This window comes from Campylobacter sp. MIT 12-8780 (assembly GCF_006864535.1).
Taxonomy (GTDB): domain Bacteria; phylum Campylobacterota; class Campylobacteria; order Campylobacterales; family Campylobacteraceae; genus Campylobacter_D.
In genome coordinates this window covers 47,232-69,599 of sequence record NZ_QHLL01000011.1, presented here as the reverse complement: position 1 = coordinate 69,599, position 22,368 = coordinate 47,232, and the positions used below count along the sequence as shown (strand labels likewise).

The 22,368-nt window shown below is 34.5% G+C and carries 29 protein-coding genes and 1 pseudogene; 7 read left to right on the top strand and 23 right to left on the bottom strand.

The features are described from left to right. Positions 1-166, top strand: a pseudogene (locus DMB95_RS09790) (methyl-accepting chemotaxis protein); the annotation flags it as partial. Positions 167-243: 77 nt separating this feature from the next. Here the strand turns inward: DMB95_RS09790 and DMB95_RS08550 are convergent. Genes DMB95_RS08550 through DMB95_RS08540 form a run of 3 tightly spaced genes read right to left on the bottom strand, consistent with a single transcriptional unit; the run spans position 244 to position 2,821 of the window. Then, positions 244-1,062: an ABC transporter substrate-binding protein gene (locus tag DMB95_RS08550; RefSeq protein ID WP_137633337.1), complete on the bottom strand. Its 819-nt coding sequence runs from the start codon at positions 1,060-1,062 to the stop codon at positions 244-246. Further along, a complete protein-coding gene (locus DMB95_RS08545) occupies positions 1,062-1,838 on the bottom strand; it encodes an ABC transporter ATP-binding protein (RefSeq protein ID WP_137633338.1) in 777 nt (258 codons plus the stop codon). The genes DMB95_RS08550 and DMB95_RS08545 overlap by 1 nt, the downstream gene beginning before the upstream one ends. Continuing rightward, entirely contained in the window at positions 1,835-2,821 is a 987-nt protein-coding gene (locus DMB95_RS08540; RefSeq protein WP_142931717.1) for a FecCD family ABC transporter permease, read from the bottom strand. The genes DMB95_RS08545 and DMB95_RS08540 overlap by 4 nt, the downstream gene beginning before the upstream one ends. A 235-nt stretch (positions 2,822-3,056) precedes the next feature. Between DMB95_RS08540 and DMB95_RS08535 the strand changes: the two genes are divergently transcribed. Continuing rightward, on the top strand, positions 3,057-3,854 hold the full coding sequence (locus DMB95_RS08535) for a HugZ family heme oxygenase (protein ID WP_142931716.1): 798 nt from the start codon (positions 3,057-3,059) through the stop codon (positions 3,852-3,854). 73 nt (positions 3,855-3,927) lie between these two features. Here the strand turns inward: DMB95_RS08535 and DMB95_RS08530 are convergent, their stop codons facing one another. From DMB95_RS08530 to moaC, 3 genes are read right to left on the bottom strand one after another with little or no spacing between them, the layout of a single operon-like run. Then, on the bottom strand, positions 3,928-5,049 hold the full coding sequence (locus tag DMB95_RS08530; protein WP_142931715.1) for a hypothetical protein: 1,122 nt from the start codon (positions 5,047-5,049) through the stop codon (positions 3,928-3,930). Positions 5,050-5,060: 11 nt separating this feature from the next. Next, complete coding sequence (locus DMB95_RS08525; protein WP_137633342.1) at positions 5,061-5,324, bottom strand: HP0495 family protein; 264 nt, start codon at positions 5,322-5,324, stop codon at positions 5,061-5,063. After that, the gene (gene moaC / locus DMB95_RS08520) at positions 5,302-5,775 is read right to left on the bottom strand and encodes a cyclic pyranopterin monophosphate synthase MoaC (protein WP_142931714.1); all 474 of its coding nucleotides are present in this window, start codon (positions 5,773-5,775) and stop codon (positions 5,302-5,304) included. Before moaC ends, DMB95_RS08525 begins: the two co-directional genes overlap by 23 nt. Before the next feature lie 100 nt (positions 5,776-5,875). Here moaC and DMB95_RS08515 point away from each other — a divergent pair, with 100 nt between their 5' ends. Then, on the top strand, positions 5,876-6,046 hold the full coding sequence (locus DMB95_RS08515) for a highly acidic protein (RefSeq protein ID WP_142931713.1): 171 nt from the start codon (positions 5,876-5,878) through the stop codon (positions 6,044-6,046). 74 nt (positions 6,047-6,120) lie between these two features. Then, positions 6,121-7,425: an MFS transporter gene (locus DMB95_RS08510; RefSeq protein WP_142931712.1), complete on the top strand. Its 1,305-nt coding sequence runs from the start codon at positions 6,121-6,123 to the stop codon at positions 7,423-7,425. On the opposite strand, the gene DMB95_RS08505 is transcribed toward DMB95_RS08510, so the two are convergent. The 4 genes from DMB95_RS08505 to DMB95_RS08490 all read right to left on the bottom strand — a co-directional run bounded on the left by DMB95_RS08505 (position 7,422) and on the right by DMB95_RS08490 (position 11,535). Next, entirely contained in the window at positions 7,422-7,898 is a 477-nt protein-coding gene (locus DMB95_RS08505; RefSeq protein WP_142931711.1) for a cysteine permease, read from the bottom strand. The genes DMB95_RS08510 and DMB95_RS08505 overlap by 4 nt on opposite strands. A gap of 9 nt (positions 7,899-7,907) precedes the next feature. Next, complete coding sequence (locus tag DMB95_RS08500; RefSeq protein WP_142931710.1) at positions 7,908-8,780, bottom strand: HDOD domain-containing protein; 873 nt, start codon at positions 8,778-8,780, stop codon at positions 7,908-7,910. A 175-nt stretch (positions 8,781-8,955) separates the two neighbouring features. Continuing rightward, entirely contained in the window at positions 8,956-10,041 is a 1,086-nt protein-coding gene (locus DMB95_RS08495) for a Cj0814 family flagellar-dependent secreted protein (RefSeq protein WP_142931709.1), read from the bottom strand. Positions 10,042-10,206: 165 nt separating this feature from the next. After that, positions 10,207-11,535: a hemolysin family protein gene (locus tag DMB95_RS08490; protein ID WP_137633349.1), complete on the bottom strand. Its 1,329-nt coding sequence runs from the start codon at positions 11,533-11,535 to the stop codon at positions 10,207-10,209. A gap of 148 nt (positions 11,536-11,683) precedes the next feature. Between DMB95_RS08490 and DMB95_RS08485 the strand changes: the two genes are divergently transcribed. From DMB95_RS08485 to DMB95_RS08475, 3 genes are read left to right on the top strand one after another with little or no spacing between them, the layout of a single operon-like run. Further along, the gene (locus DMB95_RS08485) at positions 11,684-11,884 is read left to right on the top strand and encodes a tautomerase family protein (protein ID WP_137633350.1); all 201 of its coding nucleotides are present in this window, start codon (positions 11,684-11,686) and stop codon (positions 11,882-11,884) included. A 2-nt stretch (positions 11,885-11,886) separates the two neighbouring features. After that, positions 11,887-12,354 (top strand): thioredoxin-dependent thiol peroxidase, encoded by a 468-nt coding sequence (gene bcp / locus DMB95_RS08480; protein WP_142931708.1) that lies wholly within the window; start codon positions 11,887-11,889, stop codon positions 12,352-12,354. Then, a complete protein-coding gene (locus DMB95_RS08475) occupies positions 12,355-13,428 on the top strand; it encodes an epoxyqueuosine reductase QueH (protein WP_142931707.1) in 1,074 nt (357 codons plus the stop codon). A 34-nt stretch (positions 13,429-13,462) separates the two neighbouring features. On the opposite strand, the gene DMB95_RS08470 is transcribed toward DMB95_RS08475, so the two are convergent. The 13 genes from DMB95_RS08470 to atpC all read right to left on the bottom strand — a co-directional run bounded on the left by DMB95_RS08470 (position 13,463) and on the right by atpC (position 22,367). Then, on the bottom strand, positions 13,463-14,110 hold the full coding sequence (locus DMB95_RS08470; protein WP_142931706.1) for a hypothetical protein: 648 nt from the start codon (positions 14,108-14,110) through the stop codon (positions 13,463-13,465). Next, a complete protein-coding gene (locus DMB95_RS08465; protein WP_142931705.1) occupies positions 14,107-14,619 on the bottom strand; it encodes a cysteine hydrolase family protein in 513 nt (170 codons plus the stop codon). Before DMB95_RS08465 ends, DMB95_RS08470 begins: the two co-directional genes overlap by 4 nt. 2 nt (positions 14,620-14,621) lie before the next feature. After that, the gene (locus DMB95_RS08460; protein ID WP_142931704.1) at positions 14,622-15,377 is read right to left on the bottom strand and encodes a tRNA 2-thiocytidine biosynthesis TtcA family protein; all 756 of its coding nucleotides are present in this window, start codon (positions 15,375-15,377) and stop codon (positions 14,622-14,624) included. Continuing rightward, a complete protein-coding gene (locus DMB95_RS08455) occupies positions 15,374-16,060 on the bottom strand; it encodes a 5'-methylthioadenosine/adenosylhomocysteine nucleosidase (protein WP_137633356.1) in 687 nt (228 codons plus the stop codon). Before DMB95_RS08455 ends, DMB95_RS08460 begins: the two co-directional genes overlap by 4 nt. Further along, the gene (gene fabD / locus DMB95_RS08450; protein ID WP_142931703.1) at positions 16,057-16,980 is read right to left on the bottom strand and encodes an ACP S-malonyltransferase; all 924 of its coding nucleotides are present in this window, start codon (positions 16,978-16,980) and stop codon (positions 16,057-16,059) included. The genes DMB95_RS08455 and fabD overlap by 4 nt, the downstream gene beginning before the upstream one ends. Before the next feature lie 9 nt (positions 16,981-16,989). Then, positions 16,990-17,550, bottom strand: coding sequence for an FKBP-type peptidyl-prolyl cis-trans isomerase (locus tag DMB95_RS08445; RefSeq protein WP_142931702.1), 561 nt, complete (start codon positions 17,548-17,550; stop codon positions 16,990-16,992). A 17-nt stretch (positions 17,551-17,567) separates the two neighbouring features. Then, on the bottom strand, positions 17,568-18,455 hold the full coding sequence (locus tag DMB95_RS08440) for a tetratricopeptide repeat protein (protein WP_137633359.1): 888 nt from the start codon (positions 18,453-18,455) through the stop codon (positions 17,568-17,570). Positions 18,456-18,468: 13 nt separating this feature from the next. After that, a complete protein-coding gene (locus DMB95_RS08435; RefSeq protein ID WP_137633360.1) occupies positions 18,469-18,969 on the bottom strand; it encodes an OmpA family protein in 501 nt (166 codons plus the stop codon). A gap of 69 nt (positions 18,970-19,038) precedes the next feature. Beyond that, complete coding sequence (gene tolB / locus DMB95_RS08430) at positions 19,039-20,250, bottom strand: Tol-Pal system protein TolB (protein WP_137633361.1); 1,212 nt, start codon at positions 20,248-20,250, stop codon at positions 19,039-19,041. Between the two features lie 9 nt (positions 20,251-20,259). Then, the gene (locus DMB95_RS08425; protein ID WP_137633362.1) at positions 20,260-21,024 is read right to left on the bottom strand and encodes a TonB C-terminal domain-containing protein; all 765 of its coding nucleotides are present in this window, start codon (positions 21,022-21,024) and stop codon (positions 20,260-20,262) included. Positions 21,025-21,027: 3 nt separating this feature from the next. Then, complete coding sequence (locus DMB95_RS08420) at positions 21,028-21,417, bottom strand: ExbD/TolR family protein (RefSeq protein ID WP_142931701.1); 390 nt, start codon at positions 21,415-21,417, stop codon at positions 21,028-21,030. Positions 21,418-21,419: 2 nt separating this feature from the next. Then, positions 21,420-21,971, bottom strand: a complete 552-nt coding sequence (locus tag DMB95_RS08415) for a MotA/TolQ/ExbB proton channel family protein (protein WP_142931720.1) — start codon at positions 21,969-21,971, stop codon at positions 21,420-21,422. Positions 21,972-21,974: 3 nt separating this feature from the next. Continuing rightward, a complete protein-coding gene (gene atpC, locus DMB95_RS08410) occupies positions 21,975-22,367 on the bottom strand; it encodes an ATP synthase F1 subunit epsilon (protein WP_142931700.1) in 393 nt (130 codons plus the stop codon). Between the last annotated feature and the right edge of the window lies 1 nt (position 22,368).

Here is a 22,368-nt window from a genome sequence, read left to right as displayed (position 1 = left end):
TAAAGAGCAAACTGCAGGTATTACTCAAATCAATGAAAGTGTAGCTCATATAGAAAGTGTAACTCAAGATAATGTGAAGATTGCTAATGATAGTTCTGTTATTTCTGATACTGTTAATAGTATTGCAAAAAATATACTTGAAGATGCTCGGAAGAAGAAGTTTTAATATTAAAGCATAAGTAGCTTTTAAACTTTTAAATCAAACCTTAAACTTGATTTGAGTTTAAGGTTTGGGTGTTGTGTTTATTGTTTTACCTTGCTTTCAAGCATTGTTTTAAAATCTTTAATTGAATTTGTGATATTTGGGCTTATGCGAAGTAGGGTATGCACTTTTTCATAAACATATAAATTGTTATTTTTATAGGCTTTTGTGTGTTTTAAGATAGGATTTTGATCAACTAAAGCTTTTATATCAGTAGCTTGAAGCCCTATGATTAAAAGGTCTGGGTCCTTATCAAGTATGTATTCGCCTGAGATCATCGGTCTTTGAATATCACTTTTTGGGGTAAGGTTTTCAATGCCTAAAAGTCTTAAGATATCAGCAATCATAGAATTATCTGAAAATGCCATTAAAGGATTGCTTGAGAAAAGAAAAATGGCATTTTTATGAAGTGGACTTTTGCTGAGTTCTTCAAGCTCTTTTTTGGTTTTAGCAATTAAAGCTTGTCCTTCTTTGACTTTGTTAAGATATTTGGCTAAAGTTTCTATGTTTTTATACATATCATCAAGCCTTGAAGCCTCCATATATAAGGTTTTTACGCCTAAATTCTTTAATCTTGGCTCCAAAGCTAAAGAATATGAGCTTAAGATAACTAGGCTTGGTTCAAGCGCAAGGATTTTTTCAACTGAAGGATTTGAAAAGCTTCCTACGCTTTCAAGTTTGCTTGTTTTTTCGGCTGGATAGATATTGCTGTGTTGAAGGCTTGCTATGCCTTTGATGCTTTCTTCAGCTCCTAGCATATAAATGATTTCTATGCTGGCTGGATCAAGCACAACTAAACGCTCTTCTTTGGCAAGTGCAAAGCTAAGCAAACATGTTAATATACAAAGTATTTTTTTCATCATTTTTCCTTTAAAGGTAAGATATAAGGTTGATTATTTTGAAGCAAAACTTCACAATTTAAATCATAAATTTCTTTTAAAATCTCTTTTGTAAAAAGTTCTTTTGTGCTACCTTTATAACGAAGCTTTCCTTCTTTTAAAAAGATAATTTCATCACAAAACATAGACGCAAGATTTAAATCATGTAAGATAGCCACCACAGTGATCTTTTGCTTTTTAAGCAAATTTTCACACAAGCTTAAAAGTTCGATAGCATAGTTCATATCAAGGGCTGAGGTTGGTTCATCTAAGAGTAAAATTTGAGGCTTTTTCAGCAAGGCTCTAGCTAAAAGCACCCTTTGAAACTCGCCACCGCTTAAAGAAAGTATATTTCTTGTAAGAAATTTTTCAATCCTTACTTGCTCGGCAACTTCTTGCATTTGCTCTAAATCCTGCTGAGTATAGCTTGCAAAAGCACTTTGTAAAGCAGAATAACGTCCCATAAGCAAGACATCTTGAACAAGTAAAGGCATCATGAGTTCTGATTTTTGTGGCACAAAGCCTATGATTTTTGCAAGCTCTTTTATACCATAATCTTGCACTTTTTTATCAAAAAAATAAATACTTCCACTACTTGGCTTTAAAATTCCAAGCATATTTTTCATCAAAGTGCTTTTACCAGAGCCATTTGGTCCTAAAATTCCAAAAAAAGCACCTTCTTCAATCTTAAAACTCAAGCTTTCAAGCAAGGGTTTATGCTCATAGGCAAAAGATAAATTTTCTATATTTATACTCATAAAAACCGCCTTGCTTTAAGAGCAAGCATTAAAAAAATCGGTGCTCCAAATAAAGAAGTGATAATGCCTATAGGGATTTCAACAGGAGCAAGAGCTGTCCTTGCTAAACAATCACAAAAAAGTAAGAAAAGCCCACCAAGTAAGGTGCAAAGCGGTAAAACAAGGATATTGTTATAATTTTTAAGCATTAAACGCACGATATGAGGCACGATAAGCCCCACAAAGCCTATAAGTCCGCTAAAAGCTACGCCAAAAGCAACAGCTAAAGATGAGACTATGAGTAAATTTCTTTTCACTTTGCTTGCATCAACGCCTAAATTTCTTGCTTCATCATCACCACTTAAGATAATGTTAAGTTCGTTTTTATGAGCGTAAAAATACAATAAACAAAAACACAATGGCACAAGCAAAATAGCTATCTTATCCCAGCTTGCAAGCCCTAAATAACCCATAAGCCAAGCCATAACCTTAAAGCTATTTTCGCCTATATAATACACAAAAAATGAAGTAAAAGCCCCTAAAAATGATGATACAGCTATACCGATGATGAGTAAAGTGGCTATGCTTGAGCGTTTAGACATTTTAAAGATAAGCAAGGCAAACAAACAACAACACGCAAAACCAAAAAATCCATAATAATAATCAGGCACCTTAAGCATATAGGCTAAAACTGCCCCAAAAGTCGCAGCTGAAGCTATGCCGATGATATAAGGATCAGCGATTGGGTTTGAAAATATAGTCTGAGTTACTGCTCCAGAGCTTGCTAAGAGCATACCGATAAGTATAGCCATGACAAGACGGGGCATTCTGGATTCAAGGACTATTGTTCTTAGTTTTGAATCCTCATCAAAAAGCGCAGTGACAATCTCTGTAAAGCTAGCTTGTGATTCACCAATGTTTAAGGCAATAAGAAAAATGACTATATAAGCAAAGATAATGAAAATAAAGCTTATAAATAAACGCTTAGAAATCATAAAAACCATTCTTAGTTGTGATTTGTTTTATCAATTTAAAACAAAGTATTTATCAAAAATATCTTTCAAATACTTCGTTTTCTATCGAAATTTAAAGCCATATTCTAACCTTATTTTCTTTAAAATTTTCTTAGTATGATATTTAATCGCAATATATTTTTTAAGCAAAGATTTTTAAGCATATATTAAAGCAATACTAGCTATCATTTTTTTGATAAATTTAATTTCTAAAAAGGAGAAAACAATGAGCGTTGAAAGCATTATTTCGCACATGAATGATCATCACAAAGAAAATCTTATTGATTTGTGTAAAAAATTTGGTGCTGTTGAAAAGGTAGAAGATATCAGCCTTAAAAGTGTGGATTTAGAAGGGCTTGATATAGTATATAATGGTGGTGAAAAACTTCGCATAGATTTTCCTGTTAAAGCAAAAGATGAAGAGGCTCTTAAAAATGCGATTATTGAGCTTTGCAAGAGTGTAAAATCAAGCGTTGATTATACAGCAGTGAAAAAAGAACTTGATGAGTTTAAGGCTGGTTTTGGCTCGATTTGCCTTGCAACTATCAATGCTAAGGGTGAGGTTGAGTGTTCTTATGCGCCGCTTATTCAAAGTCAAAAGGGCGATTATATCTATATCAGCGAAGTTGCTGAACATACTTCAAATATCAAAAACAATCCTAGCAATGTTGAAGTGCTTTTTTTAGAAGATGAGTGCAAGGCAGCTTCTGTAATCTTAAGAAAAAGACTTCGCTATAGAGTAAAAACTGAATTTATCGAAAGAGGCGCGGACTTTGACATCATCTTTGATGAATTTGAAAAAAGAAATGGCAGTGGCGGTGGGATAAAAATTATCCGCGAAATGCTTGATTTTCATCTTGTGAAACTCACTTATCAAGAAGGAAGCTTTGTAAAAGGCTTTGGACAAGCTTATAAGATAGACACAAAAGGCGAGCTTATGCACCTTAGCGGTAAAACAGGTGTAAATCCTCACAGAAAAGCTCCACACGGAAGTAACCCACACACTCATAATCCACACAAATAAAATCAAAAGGCTCATCAAAGAGCCTTTTAAAAGCTTGTATAAACTTAGAGTTTTTATGTATTTAAATTGTTTTTTATTTTCCTATAAATTTCTTTGCTTTTTCCCATAAATTAATACCGAGTTTTTTGGCTTCTTGAGTGTTAAAGTCTTTATAACGCTCGCTTGTGAGTTGTTCTAAATCGCTAATTTCTTTTTTAAAGATATTGATTTTGCTTTGGGCGAGTTTGCCAAAATCGTTAATTTTAGGATTTTTCTTAAGATCATTAAGCATAAGTAAGAGTTGTTCTCTACTTTCGCTTGCAAGTCTTTTGAGTTTTGCAAACAAAGTATCAAGCTCATTTTCAAGTAAATTTTTGATAATGCTTTGCACCGGTTCATCGCTTTTCTTTGCTTCAAGCCTTAAAAGTGTGATAAAATCGTATTCTATATCGATAAGCTCTTTTTCTTTATTGCTTAAATCTTCTTCAAGTGTGCAGTAATTAAAACTGGTTTTAAATTTTTCTATACCTAAAGCTATGCCTTCTTGCGTGCCCTTAACCACGCCTATGCAAAGTTCTTTAGCATAGTTTTTAGATTCATTAGCTAACTCAAATGCTGTATTAAGCACGATTTGTGTGCTTTTTAAAATACGTTCTTTTTCAAATTCAAGCTCACAAATAGTTTTATAAACTAAATTTTTAGCAATTTCGCTTGATTCAAGTTCTATATCATCACCCTTTTCTAAAGTTGTTATAAAGGCACTTTCAGCTATTTCTCTTAAAATTCCAAGCATTTCAGCCTCAAATAAAAAAGCATCATTTAAACTTGTGGAAATTTCTTCTTTAAAGTCTGATTTTTCTATGCTTTGTTTAAGTTCATAAAAATTTTGACTGATGGTGTTTTTAATCACATTTTTTTGCTCTTCTATCTTTGCTCTAAGCACGCTCATTTCGTTTATATGCTGATATAGCTTTTCCTCTTCTTTTTTCACTTTAGCACGAATTAAGGCTTTGATTAAAGAGGTTGTATTTTCATTGTTTAAAAGCTCAAGCTTTTTTAGCACCTCTAAAAAATCAAACAAAAGCTCATCTACCTTTACTTTTTCATCACTTAATTCTTTAAAAGTAAGATTATAACCCAAATCCTCGATAAGTTCATTTGCCTTATCCTTGTGTCCTGAAAGTGTGTTTTCAAATATAATTAAAGCATTTTTCATTTTTTTCCTTTTTATAGCACAAATTTAGCCCTTGCCTTTAAAGCTGCAAAAAGATCAAGCCTGTCTTTTTCGCTATCAACAAAAACTCTGAGTAAAAAGCTGTGATATGTATCATTTTTGCTTGCGTGTGAAAATTTGCAGCTAAACTCTCTTTGCCCTAAAAGCTCTTGACAAATTGCATTTGCATTTACGCCTTTTTCAAAGATGATTTTATACTCCCAAAAAGTAGGATAATCAATCTCTGGCTTTTGATCACATGCGTTTAAATTCACCACTCTTGCCACCTTTTTTATACTCTAAAACAATATTTGAAATTTCCATACTTTTATCTATGGCTTTAAGCATATCATAAATGGTTAAAAGCCCTATACTTACGCCACTTAAGGCTTCCATTTCAACCCCTGTTTTACCTTCGCATTTTACGCTTACAAAAAGCTTAAAAGCACACGCTTTTTCATCTTCTTCTATATCTACTTCAACACCACTGATATTTAAAGGATGGCACATCGGGATAAGTTCGCTTGTCTTTTTTGCTCCCATAATCGCAGCAATGACAGCTGTTTCAAGCACAGCTCCTTTTTTAACAGACTTTGCTTTTACTGCTTGAAAAGCTTCTTGACTTACTTTGATCACTCCACTTGCTCTAGCTAGCCTCGAGCTTATCTCTTTTTCAGCAACATTAACCATTTTTGGTCTGTTATTTTCATCTAAATGACTTAGCTGCACTCATAACCTTTTTGAGATATTTTTAAAAAGATTATAGACAAATTGAGTAAAAATTTAGCTAAAATGAGCGAAATATTTTTCATAAAAAAAGGGGAATTCAATGAGAGAATTTGAAGATGATGAATTTGAAGACTTAGATGATGAAGATATTTTATCGTATGAAGATGAAGATGATTATCTAAGAAGTGAGCATTCAAGAAATTATAATTACGATGAGGACGATTATAATTTTGACGATGAAGATTATGATGATAGTTATGAGATGGAATAAAGCTTAAATAAAGTTTGGCTTAGATATAATTCAAACTTAATTCTTTTTAAGAAAAAAAGAAAGGGCAAATTCCTATGAAAACAAAAACACTCAGCAAAAAAGAAATAAAAACACTAGGGCTTTCCTCGCTAGGAGGGACTTTGGAATTTTATGATTTTATTATTTTTGTCTTTTTTGCTTCTATTATCTCAGAGCATTTTTTTCCACAAAGTTTAAGTGATACTTGGAAGATTATCAATACCTATGGTATATTTGCGGCTGGGTATTTAGCGCGTCCTTTGGGTGGCATTGTTATGGCTCATTTTGGCGATAAATTTGGGCGAAAAAATATGTTTATGCTTTCTATCTTGCTTATGGTTATTCCTACTTTTGCACTTGCTCTTGTGCCAACTTTTGAAACTATTGGTTATGCTGCACCTTTGTTTTTGATCTTTGTGCGAATTTGTCAAGGTATAGCTGTGGGTGGAGAATTGCCCGGTGCTTGGGTTTTCATACACGAACATGCTCCTGATAAACAAAAAAATACTTATCTTGGCTTTTTAACCGCTTCTGTAACGGCTGGAATTTTGCTTGGAAGTTTGGTGTATTTGCTTACTTATATGATTTTTGAAAAAGAAGCCATTGAAGAATGGGCTTGGCGTGTGCCTTTTGCTTTGGGTGGGGTTTTTGGTATCATCTCTGTATATTTGCGTCGCTTTTTAGAAGAAACACCTGTGTTTCAGCAGATGAAACAAGATAGTGCTTTAGTGACTTTCCCGCTTAAAGAAGTGTTTAAAAGCTCAAAATTTGGCGTTGTTGTGTCTATGCTTGTAACTTGGGTTTTAACCGGTTGTATTTTGGTTTTTATCTTGCTTATGCCAAATTTCATCAGCAAAATGCCGAGTTTTAATCTTGATGCTTTTGAAAAAACTTATTTTCAAATTTCTGGGCTTGTTTGTATAGTCAGCGGTATCATCTTAAGCGGAGTAATCTCTGATAAAATCAAACCATATAAGGTATGCATAGCCTTTAGTATCGCTTTTGGGGTGTTTAGCTTTTTGTTTTTTAAAGAGTTGTATTCAAGTTCGCCAAGTCAAGTCAGCACGATAGGGCTTTATTGTTTGACTTGTTTTAGTGCTGGGATTATGAACTTTTGCCCTGTGTTTATGAGCGATGTATTTAAGCCTCATATTCGTTTTAGTGGAATTTCTTTTGCATATAATATCGCTTATGCTATAGCAGGGGGCTTTACACCTCAACTTGCTGCCTTTTTCCATGGTGTAGCCCTTAAAGAGCCGACAAGTTTGATGAGCTATGGTTTAAGTGCTTATGTGCTTGTGCTTGCTTTTGTTGCCTTTGGCACTTCGTTTTTAATGCGTAGGGTGTATGAAAAAGCTTAATAATACCCCACGCATAAACTTGAAGTGATTTTGATCTTTTTTTCAAGTGGAGTAGGGCTAAAAAAATGGCATTTTTCTATATAAATATAATGCTTATAATCAAGCCCTAAGAAGTCATAAAAGGCTTTGAGATTGACAAATTTGATCCCGCAAAGCTCTTTGATTTCAAGGAGCTGATAGATCGAAGAGTTATTTTTTGCTACTAAATGAGAGGGTGAAAGCGTAGTAAAAGAACAAAACGCGCTTGCTAAGACAAAGCCATTTAAGTCATCGCAAGCTTTTAACGCTTTGGCGTGTTTTTTGAGTATGCAAGATTTGTGTAAAAAGATCGTCCTTGTGCCTTGATACCTTGCTATGCTCGCATTTTTCCAGAATTTAAAAGCATTTTTTGAAATACCAGCTATTTTGTGAAATTGTGCATTAAGCACATATTCATCTAAAAAGGCATTTGGGGGCAGTATGAGGCTAGTCATTGCCCTTTTTTAATCAATAGGCTTATTTAAATTAGCTTTAGCAAAATCAGGAAGTTTGGCGATAAAATGTTCCATATTGAAATTTACACCTTGATTTTTAGCTTCTTTAATTAAATTTAAAGCTGCATTTACCCTATAAGGCGAGCCACCATTATAAGGCGCAAAGATGTTATTAGCAATAGCCAAAGCATACGCACTACGTTTGATCTCTCCATCAGCTGAATGAGGCGTATTAGCAAAACATACGCTTTCAATCAACGCTTCATCAAAATCCCAGCGGTGAAACAAAAAGCCCAAAAATGAGATATGATCAACACCTAAAAAATTATCTTCAACCACAACGATATTATGAAAATCGTTTTGTTTTAAGGCATTATAAAATTCTTTTTCTTTGTGGTTTTGGATTAAAAAATTTGCAAACACCATCATACCAAATCGCAAAAGCATAACACAAGGCACGAGCAGATATGAAAGCTTTTTATCTTCTTCTAAAAGCCAGCTTGAAACAAATTTAGCCTCTTCGTTACAATTTTGCAAGAATTTGTTTGTATCAAGCCCATAAGGACTCATATCAACTTTGAAATTCCCTTTGATAGAATCAGCAGTAACAATATTTTTTATATTACTTACTCCAAGCAAATTCACAACTTGTTGAATAGTTGTAATCTCTCTTGAAAAGCCATAAAATGGCGAATTTGCAAGCTGTAAGAGTTTAGCAGTAACCAAAGGATCACCAGAAATTATCTCAGCTACCCTATCAATTTTCATATTTGAGCCAGCTTCATCTATATAGCGTTGCAAATCTCTAACCGTTTGTGGTAAAGGCGGTAAGTGTTCTACGCTTTCAAGCAAGGCTTGATTCATATCTTGAATTTGATCCATTGGGTTTTATCCTTATTTAAAATGGTGTAATCGTGATTTTAAGCTTTTTTTGCTAAATTAGAGCTTAAAAAAGAGTGTGAATTTATAAAAAATATCAAGCTTTTTGATACTCTCATTAAAACATATAAAACAACTATACTTCACACACTTTTTAAGCAAAAAATAAAAATATTTTTTAGGCTTTTATATCTAAATTTGAGTTTGGTTTTTGCCAAGCCTCGATTTTAAATTTATTTTTATTTAAAGCCTTTTCAAGTAATTCTTCATTCATGCGTTTAATTTGTTGAAAAAGTATGTCTAAAGGATTGATCATACCCTTAGCCATTTCTTCTCTTTGCTTTTTCTCTTCTGCAAGCTGGGCAATTCGCTTTTGCTCCCACTGGGCATATTTGCTTTTAAGTTCAGTAAAATCGCTTGTATTATTTAAAATTTGAAAAGATTCACTATCTGAGATTGGATTAGTTAAATTAATGTGCTCGTGAAAAGCCCAAGCTTCTTTAACGCTTACATTTTTATCAAGACCTTCTATCTTACCCCAAATCGTCGTCTCACCTTCTCTTACCTCGCTGATATGATTAACTATGCCAACTAAAAGTCCACCTTTAGTGATAGAGCCATCACTATTGGTGTATTTATCTCCATTTGCGTTTATAAATACCCCTGCACCTTCTTGTCCGCCATTATTATTGCCAAAAATATCAGTAGCAGGCCTGTCTTGATTGCTTTTATAAAAAAGCGAGGTGGTGGCTGTGGTGTATTCCCAGTAATATACTGGCTTTCTACTCATATCAGCAAATTTATAATCCTTGGAACTTTCATACACCTTAAGCACTTCAAGGCTTTGGCGATCAAAGTCTATGCCTTGAGGAAAACTAGCAATCTCATCAAGAGTAAAGCTATTTTTAGCATTAAACGCATCTTCACCTATAACTTGAGTTAAGAGTTTATAAGCATTAGCTATAGTTTTGGCTGGATCAACGCTTATAAAATCCCTAAAAGGAGCCGTTGTTTCGCTTCTGTTTAAAGACTCCATAGTTGAAGAGTGGATTTTTATATCTTTTGGGATACCAGCTGCTTCATTAAATTCTTCAGTAAAATAGCCGTCCTTATCTACAGCATAGCCTAAAACTTCTTTAACGCCGGTATTTTTAGAGGCTGAAACCTCTACTTTTACATCACTTGAACTTGTTTTATTAAGCGTGAGATTTGCTTTCACACCAGCAAGAGGGTTTGAGTTGTAAGAATGAAGCGAGTTAAGCATTATTATTCCTTTGTGAGTTTCTTCCTTAAAAACTACATCGGCATTTTGCAAAAGAAATAAATATAAAAGTGAAATTTTTACTTTAGCAACGAAGTGTTTTGAAAATTTGCATTCAAATTTAAAGTAAAACTGAAGCTTAAATTATAATAAAAAGCAAAGCTTTGTTTAGCCTTGCTTTTTAACCACCTTTACTCGATCTATGGAATTTCCATCCATTTTTTTAACCTCATAATAACAAAACTCGTCCTCCAGCCTATCGCCCACCACAGGCAAACGCCCAAGCAAGTTAAATACATAGCCACCTATAGTAACTTGTTCTAAATCCTCTGGATAAGTGATGAGTAGGAGTTCTTCAACTATTTCTATCTCGCATCTTCCTTTAAAATCATAAATTCCATCGTTAAGCTTTTTATACATTTCATCATCATGTTCGCTTTGTATATCGCCAAAGATTTCTTCCATGATATCTTCCATAGTGATAATTCCAGCTGTTCCGCCGTATTCATCAACAACTAAGGCTGTGTGATTTCTTTCTTGATTCATACGCGCAAGTACCTTTGAAATGCTGATATTTTCAGGCACAAGAAAGATAGGACGCACAAGCTCATTAAGGCTTTTTTTCTCCCCACAAAGCTCATTTTGCACCAAATCCCTAATGTGTATCATACCCAAAACATTATCCTTAGAGCCATCTATATAAGGAAATCTTGAATGCTTGCTTTCAACAATGATCTTCATATTTTCTTCATATGATTTACTCTTATTTAAACAAATCATATCTTTTCTAGGACTCATAATCTCTTTTGCTACCGTATCGCTAAAATCAACTGCATTGCGTATAAGCTCAGTTTCAAACTCATCTAAAACCCCACCTTTTTGACTTTCACTGGCAATGATCTTAATCTCTTCTTCGCTATGTGTAAGCTCGCTTTCACTAGCTGGACGAATTCCAAGCATTTTAAGACATACAGCAGCAAGAAAATCAAAAGTTTTAATAAAGGGCAAAAACACGCACCAAAAGATATGCAAAGGACGAGCCACCCAAAGCACGCTTTTATCAGCCACAGCTATAGCAACACTTTTTGGCACAAGCTCACCCACTACCACATGTAAAAGTGTGATAAAAGTAAAAGCGATCACAAAAGCGATAGTATGAAGCAAGGCACTTGGCAGATGAAAGACAGATAAATAATACTCAAGCAAGCTTGCAACAGCTGGTTCGCCTATCCATCCAAGCGCAAGCGAGCTTAAAGTAATGCCAAGCTGACAAGCACTTAAATAAGTATCAAGTTTTGAAGAAACTTCTAAAGCTTTTTTCGCATTTGGCTTTTTTTCTTTGACAAGTTCTTCTAGCTTTGAGCGGCGAACTTTAACAATGCTAAATTCAGAAAGCACAAAAAAACCATTTAAAAGCACGAGTAAAAATGCAACGAGAATCATAGTAGTAGAATAACCAAAATTTGGTACGAGATTTAAATTCTGACTGGGGTCCAAAAAAACTCCTTAAAAAAATGATTTGTAAATTATAGCAAATTTAAAACATAAATTTTGCTTAAAATCACAAATTTGCACTCAAACTTCAAGTATATTAAGAAAATCATCTTATACTTTTATGATAAATTAACTCAAGAAAGGAATAAAAATGCCAATAGTAACGATTAAACTCTCAAAACCAGAGTTAAGTAAAGAGGACAAAGAAAGCTTGATCGCTGATATAACAACGCTTTTAAGCACAAAGTATTCAAAACCAAAAGAAAGAACCGTGGTGATGATAGAAGATATTGAGCCTTGTGATATAGGTTTTGGTGGTGAGAGTGTGGCAAAGATACGCTCAAAGGGCTAAAAATGAGCGAGTTAAAACTAGGCGATAAGGCTCCTGAGTTTAGTCTTGTCAATCAAGATGGCACTGAAATTTCGCTTAAAGATTTTAGTGGAAAAAAGGTAGTTTTGTATTTTTATCCTAAGGATAACACACCCGGTTGCACTACTGAAGCTTGTGAATTTAGTGAGCTTTTGGGAAATTTTGAGGATAAAAATGCTGTAATTATAGGCATAAGCCCTGATAATCCTAAATCCCATGAGAATTTTGTAAGTAAATTTAAACTGAAGCACATTTTGCTTTGCGATGAGGATAAAAGTGCAGCCAAAGCGTATGGGGCTTGGGGTTTAAAGAAAAATTATGGCAAAGAATATGAGGGCATTATACGCTCGACTTTTGTTATAGACGAACAAGGTAAAATTTTAGCTATTTATAAGAATGTGCGCGCAAAAGATCATGCGGCTAAGGTTTTAGCTGATTTAGCAAAGGCTTAAATGCTAGTTCATATCTGTTGTTCTGTGGATAGTCATTATTTTATGAGTGAGCTTCAAAAAGCCTATCCAGATGAAAAACTCATCGGTTTTTTTTATGATCCAAATATCCATCCTTATAGCGAATATGAGTTGCGTTTTTTAGATGTAAAAAGAAGCTGTGATAAGCTAGGTATCAAGCTTTTTAAGGGTGAGTATGATTATGAGGCTTGGCTAAAAGCAGTAAAGGGTTATGAGGATGAGCCTGAAAAGGGTGCAAGGTGTGAAATTTGCTTTGATAAGCGTATGCAAGAAAGCGTGAAATTTGCTGTAAAAATAGGCGAGAAAAAGCTTACAACCACGCTTTTGACAAGCCCAAAAAAAGACTTAGTTCAACTACAAAATGCTTTACAAAAACAATGTTCGCCCTTTGGTATAGAGTTTTTAGCCCCTGATTTTCGCAAAAATGGTGGCACACAAAGGCAGTTTGAGCTTGCTAAAAATGAAATGCTGTATCATCAAAATTATTGTGGTTGTTTATATGGGCTAAGCAAACAAAAGGAAAATAAGCCTTTTATCGATGAGCTTATGAGTCCTATCACAAAGCAGGTTTTACCAGCAAGTATAGAAGCTAGGATAAAGCTTTATAAAAAGGTGCAAAGCCTTGAAAAAAAAGGTGTGAAATTTAAACTTGAGCGAGAGAAGTTTTTAAATTACCGCTTGTTAAAAGCTGGTATAAGACTTGATAAAAAGCCTTTAAAAGCTCATTTTTTGTTTTATTCGCATTTTAAAAATGCTTATACAAGATTTTTACAAAATGAGGCTTTAAGCGGAACTTTTTCAAGTCCTAAAGATGAGCTTCATTTTTGGGATTTTAGCTTTTTTAATGCTCTTTGTAAGTGTAAGTTTAAAAGTTTTGAAGACTTTTTAAAACATCCCTTAAGTATAGAAGCTGAGGTTAAAATTCGCACAAAAATGCTGGGAAATTATAATCTTAGCCCCATTATCATCACAGAGCATTTGCCACAAGGTAGGATAGAATTGAGTGCAAAAAGCGATATTTATTTTGATGTGCGAGAAAAAATTGTTTTGCTGTGAGCTCGTATAAATTTGTATTTTATTTTGCTGTGTTTTAAAAAGATTTGGTGCTTTTGCTAAGGGTATTTAAGACAAGAATTTTAGCTATTTTATAGTGATGATCCAGTCCATCTTTGCCCTTTAAACCGATAAAGTATTTATCGCCTAAAGCAGAATACACTTTGACATGACCAAGTTCAATAAAGCCTTCTTCTTCCTTGCAGTATTGGAGTTTTTCACACTCAAAGCTTCCTTTGAGTCTAGGATCAACAAAAATCTTTAAGACTTCGAAATTTCCATATCCTGAAATCCTTGCAACCGTATTTTTAGCAAAGCATATCATAACAAACAAACTTAACAAAGCTATAAAAATACCAAATTTAAACGCATTGATCTTTTCATACAATAAAGCTTGGATAAAAGAGCAAACAAAAGCTATGCCTAAAGCCAAAGCAAAAAATAAGGCTCCACTTAAGCCAAATACAAGCAAAAGTGGCATAAAAACAGTTTGTCCAAGACTTGGAACAAAAGAAAGCTGAAGTAAAAAATACGCATAGAAAAATAAAGCCCCTATAAGATGAGTGCTTAGTAAAAGAGCACTCATAAAGCTCATAGGCTTTCTTTTAGCAAAATGTTTTATGCTTTTATAGTGTGTTTTGAGCTCTTCTGTATAGGCTAAAGCTCTTTTTTTATAGATATTCATACAAGCTCTACCCAAAAAGCTTCAAGGAGTTTAAATGCTGCATTTTGCAAATCCTCATCAAAACTTGCTGTAGCATTTTTGTGTAAGACTAACTTAGTATTTAATCCAGCATTAAAAGCTAAGATGATATTGTGAAAGACGCAAATATGTGAGACAAGTCCGCCAAATTCGATTTGTTCGTATTGCCCTTCTTTTAAAAACTGCGCAAGTTCTAAGGAGCCAAAAGTATGCTTTTCAAAGATTTTTTTTGATCTTTGTTTAAAAGGCTCACAAAAACTTGGCACATTATGTCCTTGAGTGCCTTTTAAGCAGTGTTTTATAGGTAAATTTATACCTTCTTTTGTGTTAAGATAATTTTCATCGTGCGTATCAAGCGTGATGAGTATATCTCCATCAAAATTTTCAAGCAAACGCTTGATCTCATCTTTTAGCTTAGCTGCTTTTTCAAAGCCTAAAGCCCCATCGATAAAGTCATTTTGATAATCCACTAAAACAAAGGCTTTTTTCATTTTTACTCCTTAGCCTGCCAAAAGCTTTGATAATGCACATTTTCAAAGGCTTTTTTAAGACTTACAAAAAGCTTAGGATTTTCTTGTTCAAGTTTTGCTAAAAGGACTTTTGCTTCTTCTCTAGCATGCGGGTATTTGACATTTTTTTCACTAAGTTTTAAGCCCGGACAAAACTCATTGCCTATAACTTGCAAATCATTCATTGTGGCATTATCACGAAGTTGTCTTTCACGCACAAAAATCAAAGGACGGATCACACTAATACCTCTTTGAGCCTTGTAAATAGGACTAAGTGTCCTTAAAGCCCCATTATACATAAAGCTCATAAAAAAACTTTCAGCCGCATCATCAAGATGATGCGCAAGAGCAAGCTTATTAAAGCCTCTTTCTAAAGCATAAGTGTAAAGTGCGCCCCTACGCATACGTGAAAAATAACTACAAAAGCTTGAGTTTTTGCGTATGCTCTCGCCTGAAATTTCATAAATATTGCTTTCAATAATGCTGTGTTTGATGTCATGTTCTAAACAATGAGCGTGTAAATGTGAATAATCCTCGCCCATACCATAGCTCAAAGTCGCTGTTTCAAACTCAAACTTAAAAGGAGCGTGTTTTTGCATACGAGCTAAAAGATGAGCTAGAGCTAAAGAATCCTTGCCTCCACTAAGTCCAAGTAAAACCTTATCGCCTTCCTCGATGAGCTTAAATTTAGCATTAGCTTGTCCGACTTGGCGAATGAGTCTTTTGCTAAGATTGATCATAATTTATCGCAGATTTTAAGCACAAACTCAGCTGAAGTTTGAGCTGATTTAACCACAAATTCATCAAAATCAAACTCAGCCTTTTCTCCAGCCTCATCACTCATCGCCCTTAAGATAAAGCAAGGCACTTTTAAAGCTTCACATACTAAAGCAACACTTGCTCCTTCCATCTCGCAAGCATCAGCATTGAAAATCTCTCTAATCTTGTTTTTTTTCACTTCATCGCAGATAAACTCATCTCCAGTGGCGATAATGCCTTCATGAAGCTTTATACCAAGCTCTTTTGCTACTTCTTTGGCTAAGGCATTTAGTTTTGCATCGGTTTTTACAAAGACTTCATTACCCGGCACAAAGCCTAAAGGATGTCCAAAAGCTGTGATGTCAAGATCGTATTGACAAAGCTTGTTTGCAACGAGCAAATCGCCTATTTTAAGCTCAGGATTAAAAGCTCCTGCAACGCCTGTAAAAAGCAAAGTTTCAGCCTTAAATTTTTCTATCATCACGCTTGCTGAAAGAGTGGAATTAACCTTGCCTATCTTTGAATACGCTAAAATGAGCTCATGATTTTTGTATTGTGCAAGATAGTAGCTATTGTTTGCATAATCAATCTTTTCATAATTTTGAAGTTTTTCTAAAAGCGGACTAATCTCTTCTGGCATAGCCCCTAAAATAGCAATTTTCATCGTCCTATCACCTTTATGATTTCATCAAGTTCGTTTAAATTTGTAAAAGAATACGTCTCTTTACTTGTATTTTTTTTGTTTAAGCCTTTTAAAATAGCGCTTGAAAACTCTATAAAAAAGTCCGTATTTGCCTCGACATTTTTTATACTTTGTTTATACAGCACCGGTTTTATAAGCTGCTCGCTCAGTAAAGTTGAAGCCTCATCTTCGCTTGTGTAAGGCTTGGCATTTGCATTTGAGATTACTGGTTTAAAGCTTGATGAAAGGCTATTTTCAAGCAAGGCTTTAAATTTCACACTAGCTTCTTTTAAAAGCGGACAATGACTTGCCACGCTCATATTTAAAAGCATAACCCTTTTTGCCCCAGCTTTTTTAAACTCAACCTCATAAGCTTGTAAATGTGCTTTCATACCAGCTACGACGATTTGTCCGTCGCAATTGTAATTTGCTGCATAAATTTGCTTGTTTTTTGCCAAGGCATCTTGACAAAGCTCTTCAACTTTTTCATCACTCAGCCCTAAAACTACAAGCATACCAGCTTCTATCTTATCACAATCTTCTTGCATAAATAAAGCTCTATTTCTTACCAAAGAAAGCGCATTAAGAAAATTAATGCCACCTTGAACGCTAAGGGCTGAAATTTCGCCCAAAGAATGCCCCAAAGCACATTCGCACTCTAAATCAAGTCTTTCTTTAAAAGCAAGATACGCCATTAAAGAGCTTAAAACTATAGCTGGCTGGGTAAATTCGCTTTTATTTAAATCCTCATTTGGCTCAAAAAGCAAGTGTTTAAAATCAAGCTTACAATGATCGCTTGCATTTTGCAAAAGCTCTTTAGCTTGAGCGCAATTTTCATAAAAATCCTTAGCCATGCCAAGAGTTTGTGAGCCTTGTCCTGCAAAGATAAAAACAGCTTTCATCAAACTACCTCAGTGGCAACCACAACCACCGCCATGTCCGCCGCAGCATCCTCCACCGCCGTGATGATGATCATGATCATGTCCCCCACAACCACAACTTCCGCTACCTGCTATAATACCAGTTAAAATTTCATCTTCGCTAGCTTCGCGCACATCAAGTATATTAAGACTAAAAAGCAAATCCCTGCCTGCATAAGCGTGATTATAATCAATCACAACCTCATCATCTTTAATATCTTTTACTATAACCCGCACGGTGCCACCATCTTCGCTTTCACCAAAAAGTTCCATACCTACTTTTAAATCAATGCCAGCAAATTGCTCTTTTGGTAAGGTTTGCACTGCACTTTGATCATACTCGCCTAAAGCCTTATCTTTTTTAATGATAACATCAGCCTCACTAGGACAATCAAGCTTAGCAATTTCTTCTTCTAAGCCCTCTAAAATTTGTCCCTTTCCAAGTATAAAAGAAACTGGGGCTGAATGTAAGTTTGACTCTAAAAGTTCTCCTGTGTTGGCGTCTTTAAGTTCATAAAACATTGAAACTACGCTATTTTTAGCTATTGACATTTTTTCTCCTTTTGATTTTATTTTCTATTTGGTGCGGCTTTAGCTTCTTTGCTTTGTGGATAGTCCTTTTTCAAAGCCTGATAAAAGCCATTTGCTGCTTTTGTATCGCCCACTTTATCAAGGCTAATGGCTGTATGATAAAGCAAGGTTGGCATATATTTTGCTTTTGAATATAACTGAGCACTTTTTTTATAATAATTTATCGCGTTTGCGTAACGTTTTTTCTTGTATTCTATCTCGCCTATATGAAAATTTGATAAGGCTGGCTTGTAATTTTTTTCGATTAAATACTCAAATTTTACTTTTGAGTTTTCATAATTGTTTTTATTGTTAAATTCTTTTAAAGCAAGTTCTAAAAGCTCGTCTAATTCTTTTTTCTTCCAAGATTCATCATCTTGTTTTTTTTGTGTAGTTGGTATTACTTGTTTGCTTTTATTTTCATCTGTTGATGAAGTTATTTGCGGTGTTTGACTTAAATTTTGATCCTGTGTGTTTTGGTTGATATAAGTATCCATAAGCTGACTGAGTTCGCTTAGAACTTGTTTGATTTGTTTGTTATTTGCTTCTTGAATTTTTCGGCTTTCTTCAGCATAAACTCGAAGTTTTTGGAGTTCTTTGCTGAGATTTTGTTCAAGTTGAGTGATTTTGGTATTTGTTTTGCTGTATTGTGAGTTAATACCTTCTAGAGTGCTTTGTATGCCTTCTATTTGTTCATTGACTGAATTTATCCTTGCGTTGTTTTGCAGATAATTGTTATTGAGTGTATCAAGCTTGTCTTTTAGAATTTTTTCGTTTTGTGTAAGTCCATAGCCAGAATTATTATTAATGTTTCCTGCGTCAAAAGCTGAAGTTTCAGCTAAGGCAGCACTAAAAAGAGCTGCCAAAGTTAGTAGTATTTTTTTCATTGTGGTTTAAAGATTAGAGTCCAACTTTAATCTCTGCACGACGATTTAGTGCGTCACATTCTGCTGTTCTTTCAGTACAAACTGGGTTAGTTTCGCCATAGCTTTTTACTGCAATTTGTTTTGAATCAAGACCTAGAGTAACTAAAGCTCTTTTTACAGCATTTGCTCTTCTTAAACCAAGAGCTTGGTTGTATTCATCAGTTCCCCACTCATCGCAGTTTCCTTCAACTGTAATTTGAGCACCACCTGCTTGACCTTTAAGTAAATCAGCACCTGCATTTACAACAGCTTGCATATCTGATCTGATGTTGTATTTGTCAAAATCAAAATAGATTTTTCCAAGTCCGCTCGCAAGAGAACCAACACCACCAAAAGTATCGTTACCACCAGAAGCAGCACCGCTAGTACCTTGTGTGCTACCTGTTTGGGTAACTGAAGGTGATTTTTTAGTTGCTTGGCAACCACTAAGAATCATTGCAAAAACTGCAACTGAGATTAAGAGAATTTTCTTCATCTTTTACCTTTCATAAAGTTTTGTTAAGTGCGTTAATTATAACTAAAAAATATTAAATTTGAATAAAATTTACCAATCAATCGATTGAATTTTCCCAACCTTGAGTGGAAAATGAAAGGATTTGTTGGCATTTACGCGGATTATCCCTAAAGCTGTTTGATTACCAAGATATTTGATAAACACTATACTTCCACCATCGCTTGAAAAACGAGGGAATAAATTCTTGCCATTTGCTGTAAGTTGGCGGATATAATCACTTTCTGTACTCATTAAATAGATATTAAACACGCCTCTTTGTTCCATCTCACGACTTGAATACACGATATAGTTTTTGTAGGTTGAAACAGCTGTATTGTTACGCCCGTGAAAAACAACTTGCTCGGCATTTGATCCGCCTATTTTTTGCATAAAAAGGTTTGGATAACCCAAGCGATCGCTTACAAAAATTACTTTTTGATCATTTTCGATGAAATTTCCATTTACATCAACGCCTGAATAATTTGTGATTTTAATCAAACTCTTTTTTTTAAGATCGTAAAGATATACATCGGGCTGATCTTGTGGTGCCATAGTAACAAGGATTTTATTTTCATCTTCACTCACATCGCTTGCGACGATCATACCTCCGCTTGAAAGTATCCTTGTGGCTTTGTTTGTGTTAAGATCATAACGATAAAGTGTAGGGATATTATGATCATAAGCAGTGTAGTAAAATGCAGTTTGAGCTTTGTTTGCCCATTTTGGAAAGAGGTTTAATCCGCCTGCTACAACGACTTTTTGATAAGTAAGTGTATAATCAGCCATGATGATTTGGCTTCTTTTTGAGCTTGAAGTTTTAGCAATCAAAATTTTATGATCCATCCATTCAACCGGAGCTAAGCCTAAGGTATTAACCGAGTCTTTAATGCTTGTGTGAGCTAGGAAAGGATAGAGCTCAAGACTTGGCACTGAGTAGCTTTTGTTACTTTTTTCTGTGCCATCAGCTTTAATCTTTACTCTTAAATTTAAAGTATTGCCACCTTCTTTGTTTAGTTCGTATTCAAGCAGGTAATTGCCTTGTTCATTACCTCTTTCAAGTACTTCAAAATTTGAGCTGATTTTTAAATCATTTAAGATGAGATTGTAAAAATTTCTTTTTAAGCTTGTGTCACTAAGTGTTGAGTTATCTTTGATGATGATTTTTGGTAAAACAGTGCCTTTATTGACGATAGAAATAGAGGCTTCATCAGCTGCAAAAAGAGCTGATAAGATCAAAAAGAAAAGTCCAAAGATTTTTTTCATTTTTTCTCCTTAATGTTGCTGCATACTGATTTCATCGCTTATAGAAGCTGTATCTTCGTATCTTTTTGAATTTGGTGGATACGCGATAAACTTACCTTTTAAATCTTCTAAAAAAAGTTCAACCTTTGCGTCAAATTCAGCATTGCCACTTTTTGAAACTGAAGTATATCCAAAAATTCCGTTACTATCTATAAAAAAATGCACGATCACGCTAAAATTTCCGCTCCTTGGATAAAGTAACCAATTTTCTTGCATTCTTCTTGCGATCTTACCCAAAAACTCATCATATACTCCTGTCATCTGCTTTTGTGAGCTTTGTCCTATCTTGTCGCTTTGATTGATGAGTGAGTCATTGAGTTGCTTTACGATATTTGAAGCGCTTGTGCTTGTAGTGGTTGTCTTGCTTTGAGATTTGCTAGATGATTGCACCTTAGAGCTTTGCTCTTCTTGATAATCTTTGACATTGCCAAACAAAGAGCTAATATCACTTGCTTTTTGGGTATCTTCTTTTGTCTCAACGGCTTTATTTGTCGTTTCTTTAAGTTGTTCTTCTTCTATTTTGGCTTGTTTCTCGGGATTTGATTGTGTGTTTTGTGCGGGTGTAGCTTGGTATTCGCCAAGTTCTACATCAACAAAGCTATTTGCTATATCAGTGTATTTTACACTTTGTTTGGCTTCTTCACTGAGTTTAAAAGCGATAAAAAAAACAAGAGCCATATAAACGATTAAAGCGAGCAAAAAAGCGTTAAATGATCCTACACCATAATCTTTCAAAAGCTACTCCGTTTGTAAAGAAACCTTGTTAAAGCCTAAATTTTTTACCACCCTTAAAACAAAAATCACATCATCGTATTTAAGTTCTTTATCAGCTCGTATAAAAACAGGCTCATCAAGTTTAAATTGTGGTTTGAGTATGGCTAGGTTATCTGCAAAACTTACAAAGTTAAATTTTTTTTCATTGATAAAAATTTCTCTTTTGCTATTTACAGCGATGATAAGACTTTTAAGCGTTGCTGTTGAATTTGTCTTTTGCGAGCCTTTTGGGAGATTGATGTTTTCTTCATAAGTAATACTTGGTGCAGTTACCATTAAAATGGCAAGTAAAACAAGCATAATATCAACCAAAGGCGTGATATTGAGTTCTGGTTTTTCATCAAGAAATGACAAAGTTATGCCTTCGTAAGAATTTTTATTTCGCTATCAATGACACTCATAAGTTCAAATGCTTTTCTTTTTATGCTTAAGTGAAAGCTATAAGCTGGTATAGCCACGAGTATCCCGCAACCTGTAGCAACGAGTGCTTCGCTTATCTTTGGAGCGATGATACTTAAAGAGTTTTGAGTGCCAAGTCCACCAAAGGTTTCAAGTATAGATACAACCGTTCCAAAAAGCCCTATAAAAGGAGAAGTTGAAGCGATGATAGAAAGCCAAGTTAGTCCTACACTTGCTCTTTTTTCAGCTAAATTTTTATAAATTTCAAGGCGATTTTTTTCATTTTCCGGACATTTTCTGAGTATAGATTCGGTTTGAGAAATATCTTTGTTTCCCATAAGTAAGTATTCTAAACTTCCTTTTTCTTTGTTGATCCAAACGCCTAAAAAAGTCGATCGAGCAAATAAAATAGCAAAGCTTAAAATAAAATAAAAAGAAAGCCAAATTAATACTATGTAAGTGATAAGGCTTGATTCATTAAAAAAATGTATGATGGACGCCGTATTGATCACTTACTTTATCCCTGCTTTGCTGTCTATATTTGCAAAAGTAGAAGCTAGAGCCACGCTATCAGAACTTGCTGATCGAAGAAGTTCTTTAGCTGCATTTAAATTTTGTGCGATTTCGCTGTTTTCATCTGCATTAATGGCTACTGCACCTTTGGCTAAAACAGTGGTTTTAAACTCATTCACTTCTGCATAACCTGAATCAACAGCGATTAATTCATGCTTAGAATCAGCTTTTTCTATATCAATCACCCCAGCTTTTAAAGATGAAATGAGTGAAGCATGCCCTTTAAGCACGCCAAACTCACCCTCGCTTCCGGGCAAAACTACACAACGCACTTCACCCTCATAAATCATACCCATAGGTGTTACCACCTCTAAATGCATTAAATCACTCATG

Bases quoted from the DNA above. Each gene is read 5' to 3' on its own strand.
- DMB95_RS08550 (WP_137633337.1), bottom strand. From the start codon at position 1,062: ATGAAAAAAATACTTTGTATATTAACATGTTTGCTTAGCTTTGCACTT.
- DMB95_RS08545 (WP_137633338.1), bottom strand. From the start codon at position 1,838: ATGAGTATAAATATAGAAAATTTATCTTTTGCCTATGAGCATAAACCC.
- DMB95_RS08540 (WP_142931717.1), bottom strand. From the start codon at position 2,821: ATGGTTTTTATGATTTCTAAGCGTTTATTTATAAGCTTTATTTTCATT.
- DMB95_RS08535 (WP_142931716.1), top strand. From the start codon at position 3,057: ATGAGCGTTGAAAGCATTATTTCGCACATGAATGATCATCACAAAGAA.
- DMB95_RS08530 (WP_142931715.1), bottom strand. From the start codon at position 5,049: ATGAAAAATGCTTTAATTATATTTGAAAACACACTTTCAGGACACAAG.
- DMB95_RS08515 (WP_142931713.1), top strand. From the start codon at position 5,876: ATGAGAGAATTTGAAGATGATGAATTTGAAGACTTAGATGATGAAGAT.
- DMB95_RS08510 (WP_142931712.1), top strand. From the start codon at position 6,121: ATGAAAACAAAAACACTCAGCAAAAAAGAAATAAAAACACTAGGGCTT.
- DMB95_RS08505 (WP_142931711.1), bottom strand. From the start codon at position 7,898: ATGACTAGCCTCATACTGCCCCCAAATGCCTTTTTAGATGAATATGTG.
- DMB95_RS08500 (WP_142931710.1), bottom strand. From the start codon at position 8,780: ATGGATCAAATTCAAGATATGAATCAAGCCTTGCTTGAAAGCGTAGAA.
- DMB95_RS08495 (WP_142931709.1), bottom strand. From the start codon at position 10,041: ATGCTTAACTCGCTTCATTCTTACAACTCAAACCCTCTTGCTGGTGTG.
- DMB95_RS08485 (WP_137633350.1), top strand. From the start codon at position 11,684: ATGCCAATAGTAACGATTAAACTCTCAAAACCAGAGTTAAGTAAAGAG.
- bcp (WP_142931708.1), top strand. From the start codon at position 11,887: ATGAGCGAGTTAAAACTAGGCGATAAGGCTCCTGAGTTTAGTCTTGTC.
- DMB95_RS08475 (WP_142931707.1), top strand. From the start codon at position 12,355: ATGCTAGTTCATATCTGTTGTTCTGTGGATAGTCATTATTTTATGAGT.
- DMB95_RS08470 (WP_142931706.1), bottom strand. From the start codon at position 14,110: ATGAATATCTATAAAAAAAGAGCTTTAGCCTATACAGAAGAGCTCAAA.
- DMB95_RS08465 (WP_142931705.1), bottom strand. From the start codon at position 14,619: ATGAAAAAAGCCTTTGTTTTAGTGGATTATCAAAATGACTTTATCGAT.
- DMB95_RS08460 (WP_142931704.1), bottom strand. From the start codon at position 15,377: ATGATCAATCTTAGCAAAAGACTCATTCGCCAAGTCGGACAAGCTAAT.
- DMB95_RS08455 (WP_137633356.1), bottom strand. From the start codon at position 16,060: ATGAAAATTGCTATTTTAGGGGCTATGCCAGAAGAGATTAGTCCGCTT.
- fabD (WP_142931703.1), bottom strand. From the start codon at position 16,980: ATGAAAGCTGTTTTTATCTTTGCAGGACAAGGCTCACAAACTCTTGGC.
- DMB95_RS08445 (WP_142931702.1), bottom strand. From the start codon at position 17,550: ATGTCAATAGCTAAAAATAGCGTAGTTTCAATGTTTTATGAACTTAAA.
- DMB95_RS08440 (WP_137633359.1), bottom strand. From the start codon at position 18,455: ATGAAAAAAATACTACTAACTTTGGCAGCTCTTTTTAGTGCTGCCTTA.
- DMB95_RS08435 (WP_137633360.1), bottom strand. From the start codon at position 18,969: ATGAAGAAAATTCTCTTAATCTCAGTTGCAGTTTTTGCAATGATTCTT.
- tolB (WP_137633361.1), bottom strand. From the start codon at position 20,250: ATGAAAAAAATCTTTGGACTTTTCTTTTTGATCTTATCAGCTCTTTTT.
- atpC (WP_142931700.1), bottom strand. From the start codon at position 22,367: ATGAGTGATTTAATGCATTTAGAGGTGGTAACACCTATGGGTATGATT.